At 45.6% G+C, this 19,522-nt stretch carries 11 protein-coding genes; 10 read left to right on the top strand and 1 reads right to left on the bottom strand.

Going from position 1 to position 19,522, the window contains the following annotated elements:
* Positions 1-67: 67 nt before the first annotated feature.
* Positions 68-907 carry an AraC family transcriptional regulator gene (locus tag QFZ80_RS21855; protein WP_307554206.1) on the bottom strand — a complete coding sequence of 280 codons (840 nt, stop codon included), beginning with the start codon at positions 905-907 and terminating at the stop codon, positions 68-70.
* 124 nt (positions 908-1,031) lie between these two features.
* Between QFZ80_RS21855 and QFZ80_RS21850 the strand changes: the two genes are divergently transcribed.
* The 10 genes from QFZ80_RS21850 (at position 1,032) to QFZ80_RS21805 (ending at position 19,438) form a co-directional block, all read left to right on the top strand.
* Entirely contained in the window at positions 1,032-2,546 is a 1,515-nt protein-coding gene (locus tag QFZ80_RS21850; protein WP_307564186.1) for a sulfatase family protein, read from the top strand.
* 21 nt (positions 2,547-2,567) lie between these two features.
* Complete coding sequence (locus QFZ80_RS21845; protein ID WP_307560970.1) at positions 2,568-3,545, top strand: formylglycine-generating enzyme family protein; 978 nt, start codon at positions 2,568-2,570, stop codon at positions 3,543-3,545.
* Between the two features lie 139 nt (positions 3,546-3,684).
* Positions 3,685-4,611, top strand: coding sequence for an ArsR/SmtB family transcription factor (locus QFZ80_RS21840; protein ID WP_307560968.1), 927 nt, complete (start codon positions 3,685-3,687; stop codon positions 4,609-4,611).
* A gap of 225 nt (positions 4,612-4,836) precedes the next feature.
* Positions 4,837-6,171 carry an ABC transporter substrate-binding protein gene (locus QFZ80_RS21835; RefSeq protein ID WP_307554212.1) on the top strand — a complete coding sequence of 445 codons (1,335 nt, stop codon included), beginning with the start codon at positions 4,837-4,839 and terminating at the stop codon, positions 6,169-6,171.
* A gap of 79 nt (positions 6,172-6,250) precedes the next feature.
* Complete coding sequence (locus QFZ80_RS21830) at positions 6,251-7,192, top strand: carbohydrate ABC transporter permease (RefSeq protein ID WP_307560966.1); 942 nt, start codon at positions 6,251-6,253, stop codon at positions 7,190-7,192.
* Between the two features lies 1 nt (position 7,193).
* Positions 7,194-8,000 carry a carbohydrate ABC transporter permease gene (locus tag QFZ80_RS21825; RefSeq protein WP_307560964.1) on the top strand — a complete coding sequence of 269 codons (807 nt, stop codon included), beginning with the start codon at positions 7,194-7,196 and terminating at the stop codon, positions 7,998-8,000.
* Positions 8,001-8,003: 3 nt separating this feature from the next.
* Positions 8,004-9,035 (top strand): acyltransferase family protein, encoded by a 1,032-nt coding sequence (locus tag QFZ80_RS21820; protein ID WP_307560962.1) that lies wholly within the window; start codon positions 8,004-8,006, stop codon positions 9,033-9,035.
* Positions 9,036-9,112: 77 nt separating this feature from the next.
* Positions 9,113-11,434, top strand: a complete 2,322-nt coding sequence (locus QFZ80_RS21815) for a family 43 glycosylhydrolase (protein WP_307560960.1) — start codon at positions 9,113-9,115, stop codon at positions 11,432-11,434.
* 42 nt (positions 11,435-11,476) lie between these two features.
* Complete coding sequence (locus QFZ80_RS21810; protein WP_307554221.1) at positions 11,477-13,237, top strand: glycoside hydrolase family 2 protein; 1,761 nt, start codon at positions 11,477-11,479, stop codon at positions 13,235-13,237.
* Between the two features lie 246 nt (positions 13,238-13,483).
* Positions 13,484-19,438 (top strand): rhamnogalacturonan lyase family protein, encoded by a 5,955-nt coding sequence (locus QFZ80_RS21805; protein ID WP_307560958.1) that lies wholly within the window; start codon positions 13,484-13,486, stop codon positions 19,436-19,438.
* Positions 19,439-19,522: the final 84 nt, after the last annotated feature.

Below are 19,522 nucleotides of genomic sequence, written 5' to 3'. Positions count from 1 at the left end.
ACCCTCTTCTGTGGCCTATCTGCACAGGAGAAGGTGATTATTCTTGTCATTTTACGAGGTTCGCTCCCTAACCACGGAATGTTTTCGGGGATAACCCGTAATATTTCGTAAATGCCCGGCTGAACGAATACAAATCAGGATAACCGAGGGAAAGTGCGATTTCAGTTACCGCAAGACGGCTTTCCTTGAGCAACTGAGCGCCTCTTTCCATTCGAAGCTGCTGCAGGTACTGCATGGGGGAACAGCCGTATGCTTCCATGAAGGAAGCATACAGATGCGAACGATGAACTCCAGCGTACTTGGCAGCCGTTTCGATCGTTATTTGCTCGGTACTGTGGAGTTCCAAGTAGTCTTTTACTCTTACTAGCCAATGGCGTTTCGGATCTTTTTTTACTGACAGCGACGACTGCTTCTTCAATCTCCAAAAAAGTTCCATTAACAAGCTTTGTTCCTTCAACGGGTCCAAATTCTCTGTTTCATAGCCCTGGAAAATTAGGCGAAGCGTTCCCCACACCCGATGGTCCATCAATTGTCTGCCAAAGAACGATTCCGGCGAAAGCCCTGCTTCAGCAAGCAGCAATGAAGCCTGGGGTCCATCCACTGCCAGCCAAGCCATTTGAAGCGGCGACTTGTCCTCTGATAAGGAGCGGTACGAATAGGAGCGGCCCGGAAAGAGACAGAATACGTCGCCTTTTTCCAGAACGACCTCCACTTTGCCTTCCGACACTTTTAGGGTACCACTCAGCACAAGATGAAATCCGAATTGACGAATGATTTTCGGTCCGACTTCATAATGAGGCTTGGCCCTGTTTCGGCCTGCCCTCACAATCCAGCAGCCTCCTGAGGTCTGCAGCGGGGTAGGAAGGGCATACCAGATATCGGCGTATTCATGAGCGTATTCCTGCATACACATCACCTTTTTTTGAATTTTGAAGACAAAATGACAAGTCAAATCATCTTGTTATTTTCAGATCGTAAAGTTTAGTATACCATTTATACAAAGAATTATATGTATATTAAAGGAGCTGAAGATTTTGACCAGACCCAACATTTTGCTTATCACCAGCGACCAGCAGCATTGGAATACAATAGGAGCGTTTAACGAGGAAATCCATACCCCTAATCTGGACCGATTGGTTAGGGAAGGGACGACGTTTACGAGAGCATATTGTCCGAATCCGACCTGTACTCCGACCCGATCGTCGATCATTACCGGCATGTATCCGAGTCAACACGGGGCGTGGACACTCGGCACTAAGCTGCTGGAAGATCGGCATACCGTAGGAGAGGATTTCAACAAGAGCGGTTTTCAAACAGCTTTGATCGGTAAGGCTCACTTTCAACCCCTGCGCGGTACAGATGAGTATCCTTCGCTTGAAGCATACCCGCTACTTCAGGATTTGGATATCTGGAGAAAATTTACGGGGCCTTTCTATGGCTTTGACCATGTGGAGTTAGCCCGAAATCATACAAATGAAGCACATGTAGGCCAGCATTATGCCATTTGGATGGAGGAGAAGGGCTGCAAGAATTGGCGTGATTATTTTCTCCCCCCAACCGGCACAATGGATAAAAGCATTATGCACAAATGGCCGATACCGGAAGAGTTTCACTACAATACTTGGATCGCTGAAAGGTCAAATGCTATGCTCGAGCAGTACAAGGAGAATAACGAGCCATTTTTCTTATGGTCGAGCTTCTTCGATCCGCATCCGGATTATCTCGTGCCGGAGCCTTGGGATACGATGTATGATCCGGACCAGCTTACGATACCAGTGGTCACCCCAGGAGAGCATGACCGGAATCCGCCGCACTTCCGGATGACACAGGAGGAGAATCCTGATTTCTCCGCATGGCGCGAAACCGGCCAAGGGATTCACGGCTACCAATCTCATTCTCTGCAATCCCCGGACGAACGTAAAAAACTGGTTGCGACTTATTACGGAATGATCAGTTGTATGGACAAATATATCGGCAAAATTCTCAATAAGCTGGATGAGCTTGGTCTTGCAGACAACACGATTGTCGTGTTTACGACGGACCATGGGCACTTCTTTGGTCAGCATGGGCTGCAGTACAAGGGCGGCTTTCACTATGAAGATTTGATCAAGCTGCCCTTTATTGTCCGTTATCCCGCCCACGTCCCGGAAGGCCGTGTTTCCCCGGCGATTCAATCGCTTGTCGACCTTGCGCCCACCTTCCTGTCGCTTTCCGGTATTCCGATTCCTCCAGTAATGACAGGGGTGGATCAAAGCGGTGTCTGGCTCGGTACACAACCGGAAGCCAGAAATCATACTGTTTGTGAGTTTCGGCACGAGCCAACGACCATTCATCAGAAGACGTATGTCGATGAACGGTATAAAATCACGGTATACTATAATCAAACCTACGGTGAAATTTTCGACCTTCAAGAGGATCCTGGAGAGCTTAATAACCTTTGGGATGAGCCGCAGCATGCTGCACTTAAATCCGAATTGCTTTTGAAATACGCTTGGGCGGAGTTGGGAAAAGAATCGATGCCCATGCCACGCATTTGGCACGCATAAATAGAAAGTGAGGCATAGGGGATGTCAGAACATACTTCTTCCAAACCATCCTGCTGCGGTGCAGGAAGAAACCAGATAGAAACAGGTTTCGTGAAAGTGGGTAAGCTTGAACGGAAATCCGGCGCGTTGGATATAACTGCTAGAACGTCTAAAGATAACATGATTTATTTGCCGGGCGGCTCTTTTCTGATGGGGACGGATGATGGGGAAGGTTTTCCTGCGGATGGCGAAGGACCTATCCGTACAGTAGAGATCAGCTCCTTCTATATCGATCCGTGTGCCGTTACGAATGCAGAATTTCACACATTCGTCGAAGCTACCGGGTATGTTACTGAAGCGGAGAAATTCGGTTGGTCGTTTGTGTTCCATCTGTTTGTTTCTCCGGAAACAGCCGCGAAGGTGAAAATCAAAGTGCAGCATACACCCTGGTGGTTGGTAGTGGAAGGCTCTGATTGGAGGCATCCGGAGGGGCCGGATTCCAGCATTGAAGAGCGTCTGAATCATCCGGTTATCCACGTCTCCTGGAATGACGCGACGGCATACTGCCGGTGGGCGGGAAAGCGGTTGCCAACGGAAGCGGAGTGGGAATATGCCGCTCGCGGCGGGCTGGAACAGAAACGATATCCATGGGGAGACGAATTAAAGCCGGGAGGTGTTCACCGCTGTAACATTTGGCAGGGAAAGTTTCCGGATAAAAACAATCAAAGCGATGGATTTGCAGGAACAGCACCAGTGAATTCGTTTGAGCCGAACGGATACGGGTTGTATAACGTATCTGGCAACGTGTGGGAATGGTGCGCGGATTGGTTCAGCCCGACATATCATCTGAATAGCTCCAAAGTTAACCCGCTCGGTCCGTCATCTGGTGATAACCGAGTGCTTCGCGGGGGATCTTATCTATGTCATAAGTCTTACTGTAATCGCTACCGGGTAGCGGCAAGAAGCAAAAATACGCCGGATAGTTCTACAGGAAACATCGGTTTCCGCTGTGTGAAATAAAAAAAGCCAGTCAACACTTTTTTCAGTGTTCGGACTGGTTTTTTTAATGCTATATATTTCATGAATATGCATCCATGGACGTATACCTCCATTTATTATATGATATATGCATTCATACAAAAATTCGGGAGTGAATTCGATGCTAGAGTTAAATATAGAAAATCCAGATGAGCTTGTTCTTGTAGCCCATGCATTATCTACTGATTTAAGGGTCAACATCATCCAACTGTTAAATACAAAGAAGTTGAATATAAATGAAATTGCTGACGCACTTCAGATTCCTGTATCCACCGCAGCTTCCAATGTGAAGATACTAGAAAAGGCTCGACTCATTGAAACCGAGCTGCTGCCGGCGACACGCGGAGCTATGAAAGTATGTACGCGAACTTACCATGACATTCATATCATATTAAATTCACAGTTCTATCATGTACAGCCGGATAAAAACTGCTATGAGATCGAAATGCCCATCGGATACTTTACGAATTGCCAGGTGTCGCCTACCTGTGGGATGGCCAATACGGAGAAAATGATTATTCAGGAAGATTCGCCTGCCGGCTTCTTTCATCCCGATCGCTTTTCTGCACAAATCATCTGGTTCCGCAAAGGATTCGTTGATTACCGTTTTCCGTTGGAACTTCCGAAAGGTGCTAAAATTCAATCCGTCCAGTTCAGTTTTGAAATCTGCTCAGAAGCTCCAAATTATGATAACAACTGGCCATCTGATATTTCGTTTTGGGTGAACGGGGTCGATGTGGGAACATGGACCTCGCCTGGCGATTTCGGAGGGCGAAAAGGGAAGTTAAATCCAGGATGGTGGCAAGAAATTTCGACCCAGTTTGGATTGCTAAAAACGTTGAGTGTAGATGGTACTATGACCGCTATTGATAATGTTCAAGTGTCTTCCGTCAATTTGCATCAATTAGTGCTTGGAAATAATAGCTTCATCGATTTAAGATTAGGAGTGAAAGATGATGCGACACATAAGGGCGGTATTAACTTATTCGGTAACAAATTTGGGGATTATGAACAAGGGATCGTCATGAAAGTGTTCTATACGATTTAAATGATGGGGAATAAGGTCATACAAACAACAAAACTGTGTTGACCTATCTTTTTGTACAAAAAAAATGTAATAATAAGATGAAAATTGCCATTACGTACAATAATATTAAAATAAACGTTGACATAACCGTATGTAAGCGTTATTATTTTCAATAAGATACAGAAAAATGGTTGTAATACAAAATTATTGTTTTGTATCTTCCAAATTAAAAAGGGAGCGATTGAATTGAAAACAAAAAAAGGTTTAACGTCAATGCTAGGCGCCACAATGTTAGTATCCCTATTGGTAGGTTGCTCAAGTAACGGTGGTTCAAGCGCAACTCCGATCAGCACTGAAAAGGCAGCAGAGACGACGAAACCGGAAAATACCGGAGGCAAGAAAACAGAGCTTGTATTCTGGACGCTGTTTGGGGGCGGCGATGGCGAGTACATGGATCAGATCATTAGTTCTTTTAATAAATCGCAGGATAATATTTCAATCAAGAACGTCAAATTGGAGTGGGCAGAATATTACACCAAGCTCTTGACTGGTGTGTCTGGTGGAAAAGGTCCGGATATCGGGGTTTCCCATACATCCAAATTACCTGAACTAATTAAAGCGGGAGTAGTAACTGAACTAGATACGACTGGTAAGGCCATTAATCTCAACTGGGATAACTATAACAGCAATATTTTGAGTTCCGCTACAGTGAATGGAAAGCATTATGCGGTACCGATCGATACGCATCCTTTCATCATGTACTACAATAAGAAGCATTTACAAACAGCTGGAGTGCTGGGCACTGATGGCAAACCTACAATTGAATCAGGTGCTGATGGCTTCGTCAAATTCTTAACAACGCTGAAAGATAAGCTTCCTAAAGATGTAACACCATTCGCTTTTTCTAATAATGCGGATGATCCATACCGCTTATGGTGGGCGCTCTATTCCCAACAAGGCGGAAATGATGTTATTTCGGATGACGGCAAAACACCTGCGATTGATACGGATAAGGCAATTAAAGCGGCAAACTATATCAAGGACTTATATTATACAAGTAAAGTAATTAAACCGCAGGATCCTGACTTTTACAAAACGTTCCAAAGCGGCAAGGGTGCCATCATGATGACAGGCGTGTGGGCTACAGGAATTTGGGAAACGACCAAAGATCTTGATTTCGGTGCTATGCCAATTCCTAATATCTTTGGAAATTCGAAAACATGGGGAGATTCCCACACCATCATCTTACCAGTGACCGCGAAGGAAGATCCTAAGAAGCGCGAAGCTGCATTGACGTTTGCCAACTATGTTGCTGAAAAAGGCGGCCAAGTTTGGGCAAAAGCAGGACACATTCCTGCCAACAAATCTGTTTTCGATACAGCAGAATACAAAGCTCTTAAATACCGCAGTGACTATGCAAGTGTAGCTGGTGATGTGGTATTCCCTAAGGTATCAGATAAAACATGGCCTAAGAATGATGTTTTGAAAAAATATTTGGATGAAATTTGGTTGAATAAAACCCCGACGGATGCTGTGTTTAAGAAGATTGATGGTGAGTTAAAAACATTGCTCTCTAAATAAATGCTATTAAACTAGATAACAAGCTTGGAGTATCCTACTTCAAGCTTGTTACTTTCAAGAAAGAGAGGTGCGATACTACATGAGTACAAATGAAATTGATTTGAATAAAAAATCGGTCACCGTCCGGTCACAAACGAAAACAAAGCAGTGGCGGCTGGACATCCTGGCTTTTCTATTTCTTTTGCCTTTTCTTGCCTTATACTCCGTGTTTACGTTATTCCCGATGATCAAAGGACTGCAGATGAGTCTGTACGACTGGACGCTAATTAAAAAGATGGATTTTGTTGGCCTTAATAATTATATCGCTATGGTACAGGATGCAAATTTTTGGCGTGCGCTCTGGAACTCAACGTACTTTGTTATCTTATCTACGCCTAGCATGCTTATATTTGCTCTACTGCTCGCGGTCATTGCCAATCAAAAAACGAGACTTCAGAAATTTTTCCGCAGCGTCTTTTTCTTGCCGAGTGTATTATCTGTATCTGTCGTTTCGTATGTAGGTCTTTTTGTTATACAGCCTTACACAGGCTTTCTGAATAATTTACTTAAATTAGTTGGTATTCTTTCGGTAGATCAAGAGATATTTTGGTTGACTGAATCATCTCTTGCCTGGATTGCCATTACGGCCATTACACTTTGGTGGACTGTTGGGGTTAACATGATTCTGTACTTATCGGCTATGCAGGATATTCCAGATGATATTTATGAAGCCGGGAGACTCGACGGCGCTTCGGAAAGACAAATGTTTTTTCGAATGACGCTTCCATTATTAGGTCCTATTACAAAAACGATATTACTGCTTCAAATTATTGCTTCGTATAAAGTGTTTTTGCAAATTTACATCATTACTCGCGGCGGACCGGGTACAGATACACGGCCAATTATTCAGTATATTTACGAGGAAGGCATCAAAAACAACCATATGGGTTATGCAGCTACCATGTCGTATGCGCTATTTGCCATACTCCTTGTCTTGTCGTTGATCCAATTGAGAATGAGTACGAAGAAGGAGGCGGTCTAAGATGCGGGCTCTTCGCTTATCATTATCAGTGCTTCTTGCCCTGTTTTTTCTTGTTCCCATCTCATGGATGCTAATTGTTTCTATTAAAGATGAAGGTATGAAGATTACAGGTGTACTGGATTGGTATAAACCGCCTTACACCTTTGATGCATACGCGTATATTTTTCAAGAAACGTCACTGGTAAGGTGGATGTTCAACTCTCTTGTGATTGCTAGTGCCGTTACAATGCTAACGCTGTTGGTTTCTTCTCTGAGTGCATTCGCCTTGTCCAAAATTAAGTTCCGTTATCAAAAGTTCATGTTCGTCTTGATCTTGGCTGGTCTATTGATCCCAGGCGAAGCGATTCTGATTTCGCTTTATCAGGTCGTGAAGGAACTAGGGCTGTTAGATTCTTATCAAGGATTAATTTTACCGGCGGTGGCTTCTCCATTCGCAGTTGTTGTATTGAAAAGCTTTTTTGACGCGGTTCCCAATGAGCTGCTGGAAAGCGCTGAGATGGATGGGGGAAGCAAGTTAAGGATTTACGCCAGCATTGTAATGCCGCTTGCTAAGCCTGCCTTGGCTTCCATTGTAATTCTTACGTTTATTGCTCAGTGGAACAACTTCCTATGGCCTTTCATTGCGATTACTTCAGAAGAATTATTTACACTGCCGATGGGGATTCCCACCCTTATGACACAGTACTCGGAAGATTATGTAAGACCTATGGCCATTAACTCGGTAGCATCTATTCCTGTCATGGTCGCGTTCTTGTTCTTCGAGCGGCAAATTGTAAAAGGTCTGAGCTTCTCGGGTATAAAGGGGTAATCCATGAATAAAGAAAGAGATTACAGCATCGACATCTTTAAAGGGTTATTGGTCATCGGGATGGTGTACTGTCATATCTTGCAATTTTTCAGCAATCCCGTGGTCTTTACGGGAGCACAACGAGTGATCGATGTTGTTAATATTGTCACGTTTACAGGTTTCGTATTTAGTTTCGGTTACGTTGGCCAATTAGCCTATTACAATAAACCGTTCAAAGCAGTATACGGAAGAATGCTGTCAACCGCGTTGAAAACGCTAATTGCTTTTTATATTTCAGGTACTTATTATCGCTTGTTTTTAGATTCAAAGTCCCTAACATGGAGCACAATCAAGCCTATTCTGATTCTTCAAGATATTCCTGGTTGGTCGGAGTTTCTGATTTCTTTTTCACTTATCATGTTGGTCGGGTTGGTATTATTTAAGCCATTAACTTGGTTGGTTGAGCGAAAGTTTAAATTTTGGATGGTCGCCGTTTTACTGCTAATTACTACGTATCTCCCTTATGACAAAGTGACTGTGAATCAGTTAGGGCTATTGATTGGCACAAGAAAGTTTGCTTCTTTTCCCGTAGTGCAATATTTTCCCTACTACTTGATTGGGATGTATGCCGCACGCTACAAGCTGGGTTGGAGCTGGAGATTTTTCGTAGGTTCCTTAGCTGCTTCCGGCATATTCGTCACATACGTACTAGCGAAACAGGGGCTTCCTGAACGATTTCCACCATCCATCTATTGGATTTTAAGCTCCGCTTTCTTATTGTATGTGTACTTCCTAGCTGCGAAAGTGTTGGTTACTAGTATGAAATATACGAGCTTTTTACGAGTCTTAGGTCAAAATGTGCTGCTCTATCTGCTTCTGAGCAATATCATGATTTTTACGTTAAAACACAATCAGGAGCAGCTTTTATTAAGCACGCTGGAGAGTTTTTGGTTTGATATTGGTGTTCTTCTGCTGATTAGCTTTTTCATTCGAATCACGATAAGGACTAAATTGGGTGCGAAGTTCGCTTTGAAATCGGAAGGTGTAAATCATTGAAGAGATTGGTGAGCGTAATGGTGACGATATGTTTTGGGGTTTTTCTAACCTCATGTCAGGGAGAGGGACCTAAGGGAATGGAACTCGAACGTTGGCGTCAAGTTCCCACTTATAGTAATCCCATGGAGTTAGCTGAAGAGTGGGAGGATTATGGTATTGGCGATCCATTCGTTCTTCGTTACAACGGTATGTACTATTTGTACTGCAGTACCCAGGATGATCAAATTGGAGTAAAAGCGTGGAGTTCTGCGGATTTAGTGAATTGGAAGCCGGAAGGACTCGTTACCGAGGAGCTAATAACAAAAGGGGCGTATGCGCCGGAGGTTGTCTACTGGAACGGTTACTTCTACATGTACACCTCACCGGGAGGCGGCGGTCATTATGTGCTCCGCAGCCAGAGTCCCACAGGCCCTTTTACGGTCCAAACGGATAATCTGGGGATGTCGATCGATGGCTCTGTATTTATTGATGACGATGGGAAATGGTACTTTACACATGCTTCCAATCGAGGCATTATGGCTAACGAAATGTCAGATCCTTATACGTTTGGCCCCGATAAGCTGATCCCGGAAGCCTATTTGCAGCACTGGACAGAAGGCTCATCGATCTGGAAAAGAGAAGGGAAATACCTAATTACCTATACCGGTAATCATGTCTTCAGCACAGGTTATCGAATGCAATATTCGATTTCAGACCAAGGCCCCTTAGGTCCTTATCGGACGCTGGAAAACAATCCATTCGTGATCAGCACGGACGATGAATTTAATGGACTAGGTCACAGTTCTACTGTTCTAGGGCCCGATCTGGATTCCTATTATTTGGTGTATCACAATCTGGAAGGCGCATCGACGTCAGGCCCGCCTGTACGCAAGCTTAATATCGACCGTTTGCAGTTTAATGGGGATCGTATGTCTCTACTCGGTCCTACCTTCGCAATGGCCCGTCCTGTTGCCAAAATGCCTGACTTTTCGGCCAAAGAAGTAGTTCCCGGAAGTACGGCTGGTTGGAAACAAGAGCAATTGCGTGATAAAACGATTGTCGTGAGTGACTCTAAAACGGAACAGGCATTTACAGCTGAGTATAATTTCCACGCATTGTCGACTGACGAAAGCTCTTCCCATATAGGCGTTGTATTTGCATACGAGAATGAGCGAAATTTTATGTTTACGGACGTGGATTCGCAAAGTCATGAGCTCATCGTACAGCGGGTTAATAAGGGTAAGATGGTCCTTGTGGGTAAAGCTCAAATCCCAAAGGAAACGGACCTAACAAAACTGCATACGATTCGGGTAACAAGTGTAAATGGCAAGATTCAGGTTTATTGGGACAATATGCATAAGCTAGAGGTAGATAGGCAGAGTGCCGGAGGTAAAATTGGTTACATCTATGCTTCTGCATCGAAGTCCGCTCCTGCTATGTTGTTTACGGCTTATAGCAATGATGCGGGTGGAAGCAGTGATTATGAAACCTTCAAACCTATCCCAGGGAGTATCGAAGCAGTACATTATTTGAAAGATAAGAACCGTGGCTATTCAGATTCCTTAGCCAATGAGCATCGAGGAATTGCAGCGGATGATGGCAGTATGGCAGCTGTTTTGCCGAAGGCCGGAGATTGGCTGCAGTACCCTATACAGGTGAAGCAGGCAGGAACCTACGGCATAGATTTGGATATGCTGCCATCGGATGCGGAGACAACGATAGAAATAGCTGCTGGAGCAGAAAAGAAGCGGTTTATCGTACCAAAGCGGAACAAAGCGGATCAAACTTGGGAACAAACACGCATCGGGAGTATGGTATTGAAACAAGGCTACGCAAACCTGAAAATCAAAGTTGTCCAAGGTTCGCTTTCGTTCAAGACGATGACGTTCTATCCGGGTGATGAAGCGTTCTCCCCAATAGACAATGTGCCTAAGGGTATGGTGGGCATGTGGATTCCTGTAGATGGCGGTTATGAAACTCGCTCTCATGAATATATAAAAACATTCGCGGGAAGTGAAGACTGGACGGATTACCGGATGGATGCGGAGTTCCATTTCCCCACGATACCGACAAGCGATGCAGGCTTGCTGATCAGATCTGTTCATGAATCTTACTATCCGCATCAAGTGCAAGATGCCTTCACAGGTTATTATGCGTCTGTGAACCAAGACGGACTTTCGTTGAAAAAAGTGAATTACGGAAAACAGGAGATTTTGAAAACCGTGCCTCTAACGATTCAAAAAGATACGAGCTATCGAATGAACGTTCAGGTTACCGGCAATCGAATACGTGTATATTGGAACGGATCAACGGATCCTGTTCTCGATTATCATGATCCGAAAGCTTATACACATGGGAAAATCGGTCTACTTTCCAACCATTCCGATATTATTTTTCATAAAGTTTCTGTTTCGAAATGAAATGCGTAGTTGTAAATACAGAGAAGATAGAGGAGTGTAGTTATGACAACTAAGATGTATATCAAAGATTATCCAAGACCTCAATTCGTTCGTGATTCTTGGCTCAATTTGAACGGGGAATGGGATTTTCGTTTTGACGATGATTATGTAGGGGAAAAAGAAAAATGGTATAAACAGCTTAACGGAGATCACAAAATAACAGTTCCATTCACGTACGAAACGAAGGCGAGTGGGATTGGAGAAGAGAAGTTTCATCCGAATGTGTGGTATGAGCGTGCTTTGGATATCCCGAAGGAGCAAGAAGGGAACCGTGTTATCCTTCATTTTCAGGCCGTAGATTATTTAGCCAAGCTATGGGTTAATGGAACTATGGTCGGACAACATCAAGGGGGATACACTGCTTTTTCTTTTGACATTACACCGTATCTTAGATTTGGCGAATCCAATACCCTCGTGTTGAAAGCGGAAGACTCACAAAGCTGCACACAGCCAAGAGGCAAGCAGCGATGGGTTGATGATAATTTTGAGTGCTTTTATGTGCAGACAACAGGGATTTGGCAAAGTGTGTGGGTAGAGTTTGTAGCGGCCTCGTATTTAAAATCTGTTAAGATGACGCCTGATCTCGATAATTATTCAGTTCGCTTTGAATATCAGGCTCACATGGCTGCCAAATCGAAACAACTTCGTCTGGAAACTCGGATTAGCTTGAAGGATAAAGTTCTTAAGCAATCGAGTCTGGTTATCGATCGCCCATGGCTCCAACTGGATATGAATTTATTACATGAGGCGAATGGGCCTTGGAAGAAACTAGCATGGTCACCGCAAAACCCAAACTTATACGATGTGGAATTTATCCTTTATGAAGATGATATCATCATTGATCATGTATACTCTTACTTCGGTATGAGAAAAATTTCGATTGAAAAAGGAAAAGTGCTCCTCAACAATACGCCGATATATCAACGTCTTATTCTCGACCAGGGCTACTGGCCAGACAGTCACTTGACTCCGCCATCGGAGGAGGCGTTGATTGAAGACATTGATGCAATTTTAGCTATGGGTTACAACGGGGTAAGGAAGCATATGAAGATTGAAGATGCCCGATTCCTTTACTGGTGTGATGTGAAAGGTGTGCTGGTCTGGTCCGAAATGGCGGCAACTTTTGAGTTTAACGATGAGGCTATTGATACGTTCACATCGGAATGGGTGGAGATTGTCCGCCAGCAGTACAATCACCCTAGTATTGTGACATGGGTACCTTTTAATGAATCATGGGGGATCGCACAAATTTACACCAACGTGAGACAACAAAAGTTTACGGAAAGCATCTATCACTTGACCAAATCACTAGACCCGCATCGGCCTGTTATCGTAAATGATGGCTGGGAGCACACCGTTTCTGACATCTTGACATTACATGATTATGAGGAGAAAGGCTCTGCATTCTTAAAGCGTTATATAGACAAAGATGGACTCCTGAACAATGAATTCTCATTCAATAACGGGAAATACGCCATGGCCCAAGGATACGCCTATCGTGGCCAACCGATTATGATCACTGAATTCGGAGGTATCGCTTTTAATACAGGGAAAGGGTGGGGCTATGGGAATCAGGTTGAAAATGAGGAAGCCTTTATCGAGCGCTTTAGGAACATTACACAAGCGATTAAAGATACGGATTACATTAGTGGATATTGTTATACGCAAATAACCGATGTTCAACAGGAAGTCAACGGATTGCTTACAGAAGATCGGAAGCCTAAGATACCACTCGAACTGATAAAAGAAATTAATCTTGCTTAAGGCATAGTAAGAAGGACATGGCTTGTTTGTGAAGCCATGTTCTTTTTTGTTAGGACTCTCTTTGGAAGCGCATTCAAAATAACTGTTTTTTAAACAAAAAGAACGTTTTTTTACATGGGAAAGAAGAAACAAACCATCTATGATGTGAAGAGGAAAACATTCCTAATGGAATGGAGGTGTGACGTTACACAACGTGAACAGACATGATAGAAGAAGGAAAAACATAGAAGGCGAGGACTCCGTATAATGAAGATGAATGCACGTCGAATAGTAACATCCCTATTGTGTGGTCTCATGGTTTCCTACAATATGCTCCCAACTCTGCCATATGGTGAATCTACTGCTCATGCAGCAGAGGCGTTTGTAAAGAAATTTGATTTCGGTTCAGCGAGCAGTCCGGTCATGACAAACTATAATCAAGTTCATGATCAGATGACCTACACGCAGGAACGGGGATATGGGCTTGAAACAGCGCTGCCTGCAGGAGCCTCAAGAAATCGATCAGGCGGCACGGATTTGACGAACGATTTTATTTTGGGAACGCCCTTCACATTCTTAGCTGACGTGCCGAACGGCAATTATAACGTGACGATTTATTCGGGCGATCTGCTTGCAGGTACGTCAACAACGAAAACGACGGTTGCTCTCGAAGGGGCGACGAAAGGAACGATTTCAACGAAGGTAGCTATTGCACAAGCGACCTACAGCACCACGGTAACTGACGGTCAATTAACAGTTGGCATCTCTACAGGCTACAGCGGCACAGGAGCTGGCTATTTGAACGGCCTTGTCATTGAACAGGTACCAGCGGCGACGGCTCCTTCGGCTCCTCAATCACTCGCTGTTACAAACATTAATTCCACTCCAGGTGCAGCCTCCGTATCACTCGGATGGAGCAGCGTAACGGATTCGGTCTATTACAACGTGTACCGAGCGACGAATAGCGTCACGAATTATGATTTTATCAAACAAGTGATGATAAATTCTTACACCGATACGGCAGTTTCTGTAGGAAATACATATTCCTATCAAGTAACTGCTCTGGGTGCAGGTGGTCTTGAATCTGCAGCAAGCACCCCGGTAACGGCGGAAGTGAAACAGACAGTTGCAATTCCGGCTGCTCCTGCCAACTTAATTGTAAGCGGTGTCACTTCGGACAAAGTGTCCTTGCAATGGTCAGCATCGAATGGAGCAACGGGTTATACGGTATTCCGTTCGAATTCTGCTGCTGGAATTTACACCGAGCTCGGCATGGTAACATCGACAACGTACACAGATTCCACGGCCGACACATCGGCAGTTCACTACTATCAGGTAAAAGCAACGAATGCGGCAGGGGTGTCTGAAGCCTCGGGCGTGGCAGCAAGCACGGTATATGTTGCTCCTAATGAGCTTCCGTCCGGATTGCCGTTGAAATTAGACTTCGGTCCTGGGGCCATAGCTGACGGCTATTTCGGCATAACGACTCCAGTGGCCTACTCAGCCCAGCTGAAATACGGATTCGCCAATCCTTCGCTCGTCAGCTCTGGTAACAGCGGCACATCGGATCCATTGAAATCCGATTACCTAATGCCGGCTGGTACCTCCTTCAACGTGGATCTGCCAAACGGGGATTACGCTGTTACGGTTACGGCAGGTGATGCACACGCGGCAACAGAAGTGGCTGTTTCCGTAGAAGGAATGACGGCGAACAAAATTGCGCTCACACCTAAGGCAGCTGGTGAGTATTTGGAACAGACATTTGAAGTCGCCCTAGTTGATGGTCAGTTGAATATCAGCTTCTCGGGGTCCGCGCCCAAAATTAATGGGCTTGTTATTTCAAAGCAAGTGGATCGGGTGGCTGGAGAAATGCCAACGGTGTATATCGCAGGGGATTCTACGGTACAGACCTACGATTCCTATTGGAAGCCTCAAGCCGGTTGGGGGCAGATGATTTCCCGCTACTTTACTTCCAACATAACCTTCAGCAACCAGTCTATCGGGGGCCGCAGCAGCAAAACGTTCCTCACGGAAGGCCGTTTGGATAACATTTTGCGGGCGATCAAGCCGAATGACTACTTCTTGATCCAATTCGGTCATAATGATGCGACAATCTCCGTTCCAGAACGGTATGCATCTCCCGAGGATTATAAAAACTATCTGAAGACGTATATCAATGGCGCTAGGCAGCGTGGCGCTATACCGATTTTGGTAACGCCTGTCGGCCGTAGGGACTTTAACGCAACAACCGGTATATTCAATGTCAGCTTCCCGACATATGTAGCTGCGATGAAGGAACTGGCGCTAGAAATGGATGTAAAGCTCGCGGATCTCAGCGCATTAAGTCGTGCGTACTATGACACCATCGGTCCAATCGGAACGCTTGCTGTTTTCCTCCATGTACCCGTAGGTACCTACACCGCCTTTCCAAGCGGTAATGCGGACGATACGCACTTCCAGGAATATGGCGCAATCCAAATCGCGCGTCTTCTGTCAGGCGGGATTAAAGATCTGAACATTCCACTTTCCGCCTATGTCACGGATGTTGCACCGCCTGCTTCAGTTCCATCGAAGCCAATCGGTGTAGTGGCAAGCAGTGTGAGCAACGCAGGCGCAGTATTGACATGGCACGAAGTAGAAGGTGCGGATATTTATAAGATTTATAGAAAGTTAGCATCAGACACCACTTACGTCTTAGTGGGTACGTCGACAGTTCCGACGACTACGATTCAAGGTATGACGGAAGGGCTAACCTATGATGTAGTTGTTACAGCAGTTAACGGCAAAGGGGAGTCTGAGCAGTCAGATGTCGTCGTCATCAAAACGAAGCACGCGACGATCAAGTTTGACTTCGGCTTGGCTACCTCTCCAGTTCAAGTTGGTTATACTGGCATTAATCTTTCCAGCACATACACAGCAGCAAAAGGCTATGGCATCAAGGACCCAACAGGAATGATTGGCCGTGATCGTGCGACTGGTACGGACCTCCACCGGGATTGGCTCGGCTATTTCAATGTCGGTTGGGAATTCATGGTGGATCTGCCGAATGGTCTTTATTCCGTTAAACTTTACGTTGGCGATTATCTGGGTAGTGCAAGAACGACCGTTGCCATCGAAGGGACGGATTTTGGGACCGTTACAGCGGGCAACAGGTCCGTCGTTGAAAAAATTATTTCACAGACTTCCGTTAGCGATGGACAAATGAACTTCAAGTTCGGCGGTGCGACGGCGATTGTAAACGGTTTGGAAATTACACCGATTTTAATGGCGCCGACAGCTCTGAAAATCGATGCGAAGAACACAGATCCGGAAAGCCCTTCCGTTTCCCTTTCGTGGACCGGGGTAGAGGACGTCGCGAAATATAATGTTTATCGCAAGGTAAGCGGTACGTCAAAATTCCAATTGATTGGAAGCACAACGACGAACGCTTACGTTGATAACACTGTTGATGTGGGGATGGAATACGTATACCAAGTGACGACAGTGGACTTGGCCTCAACGGAAACCGGTCCATCCACATCTCTCACCGTATCCATGATTGATCCAAATGTTCCTATACCTGCTATACCTGTCAATATTCAAGCGGTGAGCGTGAATAAGAATGATCTCACCCTTAGCTGGGATGCAGTTACTGGAGCAAAAACGTATAACATTTACCGTGCTGAGGCAAGTGGTGGTCCCTACGAGTTGATTGGCAAAGCAAGTCAATCCAGCTACACAGATACGACAGTACTTACGACAATTCCTTACTATTACAAGGTTTCAGCCGTAAGTGCAGGCGGAGTATCCGGTCAGTCCGAAACACTGGCAACGCCAGTCGTAACCGTACTGAATCGGCAAGCCGAATATCTCGATCGCGCGCTTGTAGCGGTTAAACAAGATAATGGTGTTTATGTAGGCTGGAAAATGCTTGGCACAGATCCGTCTAACATCGCATTCAATCTGTACCGCAGCGGTGTCAAAGTAAATGCAGAACCGATCACAGGAGCAACAAATCTGCTGGATGAAGCGGGAACGGATACATCTGTGTATCTACTGAAAACTGTTATCGGCGGCAGTGAGAAGGTGGCTTCGAAAGAAGCATCTGTATGGCAAAACAATTATATGGCCATACCGCTCCAGAAGCCGGAGGGCGGCATCACGAAATCCGGAGAAGCCTATACCTACAGTGCGAACGACACTAGTGTCGGCGATGTGGATGGCGACGGCACGTACGAGTTGATCGTAAAGTGGGATCCGTCTAACGCCAAAGATAACTCCCAGGCTGGATATACCGGCAACGTTTATGTCGATGCCTACAAGTTGGACGGTACTCGCCTGTGGCGTATCGACCTTGGACCAAACATTCGCGCTGGAGCGCACTACACGCAGTTCCAGGTTTATGACCTGGATGGCGACGGCAAAGCGGAAGTCACATTCAAAACAGCCAATGGCACGATTGACGGAACAGGTATGGCTATTGGTGACGCAACGGCCGATCACCGGAACAGCAGTGGTTATGTGCTGGAGGGACCTGAATATTTAACTGTCTTTAATGGTTTAACCGGCCAAGCAATCGCAACGACGAATTACGATCCGCCTCGCGGAGTCGTTTCGGATTGGGGCGACGCTTATGGTAATCGGGTGGACCGTTTCCTTGCAGCAGTTGCTTACCTCGACGGTGAGCATCCGAGCTTGATTTTTAGCCGAGGCTATTATACAAGAACGGTGATTGTTGCCTACGATTTCAAAAATGGTGTATTGACGAAAAAATGGCGTTTCGATACGAATGATGAAGGTCTTGGCGCAGCTTATACAGCCCAAGGAGATCATAACTTGTCCATCGGCGACGTAGATGGCGACGGCAAGGATGAGATCACGTTCGGGGCCATGGCCATCGATGACGATGGTACGCCGCTATATAACACAGGACTCGGTCACGGGGATGCACAGCATCTTGGGGACCTAGATCCATCCAGACCGGGGCTAGAGTACTTTAATGTTCATGAGCATCTGGATTCTCCTTATGGTATGGACTTCCGGGATGCGAAAACGGGCGAAATTCTTTGGGGCGTGTGGACAGGGATGGATACCGGACGCGGCATGTCGGCGGACATCGATCCGAACTATTTGGGTGAAGAGGTATGGTCTGCAACAATAACGAATGCGCAGCATATTCCGATCTCCGGTCTTTACAGCGCGAAAGGCGAATTGATCAGCACGACCATTCCAAGTTCAACGAACTTCGGCATCTGGTGGGATGGCGACCTGAACCGTGAGCTTCTAGATTACAACCATGTTGATAAGTGGGACTTTGTGAATCAAACGACCAACCGGTTGTTTACGGCTGATGGGGCGTTGTCCAACAACAGCACAAAAGCAACGCCGAACCTGCAAGCCGACCTGTTTGGAGATTGGCGAGAAGAAATCGTGTGGCGAAATACAGACAGTTCAGAGCTGCGCATTTATACGACGAGTACTATGACCAATACAAAGCTGCGTACGCTAATGCATGATCCGATTTACCGCTTAGGGGTCGCTTGGCAAAATACTGGTTATAACCAACCGCCTCATACAAGCTTCTATCTTGGAGTTGGCATGGTGGAACCGGCTACGCCGCATCTTACGATTGTGAACGAGCCAGCACCTGTGTTACCACCGGTGACTACCGATGATGCGCCTGAGGGCTGGGTGAACAAAGACGTAACGGTAACGCTAACAGTTAGTGACAGCGGATCCGGCGTAGCAGGCACTTACTACACGGTGGATGGCGGTGCAGAGCAGCAAGGCACTTCCGTTATCCTTACAGAAGAGGGCACGCACACTATCTCTTACTGGAGCGTTGACACAAAAGGTAATACTGAAGCTCCACATACAGTTATCGTAAAAATTGACAAAACGGCACCGACCTTACATCTGGTTCTGGATCAATCTGCATTGTTGCCGCCAAATCACCAAATGATTCCCGTGAAAGCAACGATTAGTGCAGATGACGGCCACTCTGGAACCTCCTCCATCTTACTTACATCCATTACAAGCAACGAGCCTGATAATGGGTTAGGCGACGGAGACACGTCAGTTGACATTCAAGGAGCGGAAATCGGCACATTGGATACGGAATTTATGCTGCGTGCAGAGAGATCAGGTAAAGGGAATGGGCGAATATACACCATCACCTACACGGCTTTTGACGTAGCGGGAAACACAACGGCCCAAACAGCAACCGTATTAGTTTCTCATTAATCATCCAGCAAATAATGCACTAGGGAAGCAAGCTTAATCCGTGGTTACTCGCGGAATAGGCTTGTTTTTTTCTAATAGACAATA

The sequence above is a fragment of the Paenibacillus sp. V4I7 genome, from assembly GCF_030817275.1.
GTDB lineage: Bacteria > Bacillota > Bacilli > Paenibacillales > NBRC-103111 > Paenibacillus_E.
This window is presented reverse-complemented; position numbering and strand designations above follow the sequence as displayed.